The organism is Zoogloea sp. (assembly GCF_030157465.1).
Taxonomy (GTDB): Bacteria; Pseudomonadota; Gammaproteobacteria; order Burkholderiales; family Rhodocyclaceae; genus Zoogloea.
Map to the genome: position 1 here is coordinate 1 of NZ_JAOAUU010000096.1, position 1,316 is coordinate 1,316.

At 64.7% G+C, this 1,316-nt stretch carries 1 CRISPR repeat array.

The annotated features are described in order from the left end of the window. Position 1: 1 nt before the first annotated feature. A CRISPR array of direct repeats spans positions 2–1,289; the repeat unit is 28 nt; unit sequence GTTCGCCGCCGTGCAGGCGGTTTAGAAG. Positions 1,290–1,316 lie beyond the last annotated feature (27 nt).

The following is a 1,316-nucleotide window of genomic DNA, read 5'->3' on the forward strand; positions in this document are numbered from 1 at the left end:
CGTTCGCCGCCGTGCAGGCGGTTTAGAAGTTGGCCCTCGCCGCCAGCGCCTTGGCCACGGCGTTCGCCGCCGTGCAGGCGGTTTAGAAGTTGCGGGAAATCTTCGGCAGTGATCGTCAGGGGTTCGCCGCCGTGCAGGCGGTTTAGAAGTGCTCCCCTGGCTCGCCTGGGCGCTGGGGGTTGTTCGCCGCCGTGCAGGCGGTTTAGAAGCTGATGATTTTGGCGAGATTGTTACGGTAAGCGTTCGCCGCCGTGCAGGCGGTTTAGAAGAGGCGGGCGGCCACAACCACGTTGCCGATTGCGTTCGCCGCCGTGCAGGCGGTTTAGAAGTGCTGGAACAGGCCCAAGAGTATTGGGCGCAGGTTCGCCGCCGTGCAGGCGGTTTAGAAGACTGCCGCGCTGGTCGGTCTGTTCGTCACTGCGTTCGCCGCCGTGCAGGCGGTTTAGAAGAACACGGCCCAGCTCATTTCCACTGCCGCGCTGTTCGCCGCCGTGCAGGCGGTTTAGAAGTTCGAGGGTTGCGCCGACGTGACGATGGGATTGTTCGCCGCCGTGCAGGCGGTTTAGAAGATCCCGTCGGCCGCCGTCGATGCCGACACGCCGTTCGCCGCCGTGCAGGCGGTTTAGAAGCTCGCCAGACCAAGTTCGACCTCAAGCCTGTTGTTCGCCGCCGTGCAGGCGGTTTAGAAGTTGGGCTTGGTGATGGAAACGTCGGCCTTGACGTTCGCCGCCGTGCAGGCGGTTTAGAAGAGCGTGCCGCCCGTTTGCGCGCTAGCTGCATCGTTCGCCGCCGTGCAGGCGGTTTAGAAGTGCGACAGCAGCGCCCCCGGCCGGGATTGCCCGTTCGCCGCCGTGCAGGCGGTTTAGAAGACTGAGCAGGGTTCAGCTTCGGCGGACGGGGCGTTCGCCGCCGTGCAGGCGGTTTAGAAGTTGCGTCAGACAGCGCGCAGATGTGGATGCTCGTTCGCCGCCGTGCAGGCGGTTTAGAAGCAGGAGACGTCGTCGCCGTGGGTGCGCAGGCCGTTCGCCGCCGTGCAGGCGGTTTAGAAGCGGTTGCCCACGACCCCGAAGCGGTGCAGGAGGTTCGCCGCCGTGCAGGCGGTTTAGAAGGTCGGGTGCATGCCCTGCATCAACGCCGGGAAGTTCGCCGCCGTGCAGGCGGTTTAGAAGATTTTCTTGGACCGCAACAGGAGTGTGACCCAGTTCGCCGCCGTGCAGGCGGTTTAGAAGTCGATGGCCCTCATTCGGCGTCGGGCAGCGGGGTTCGCCGCCGTGCAGGCGGTTTAGAAGACGCGATCAAGAGAGCCGGCCGGGATG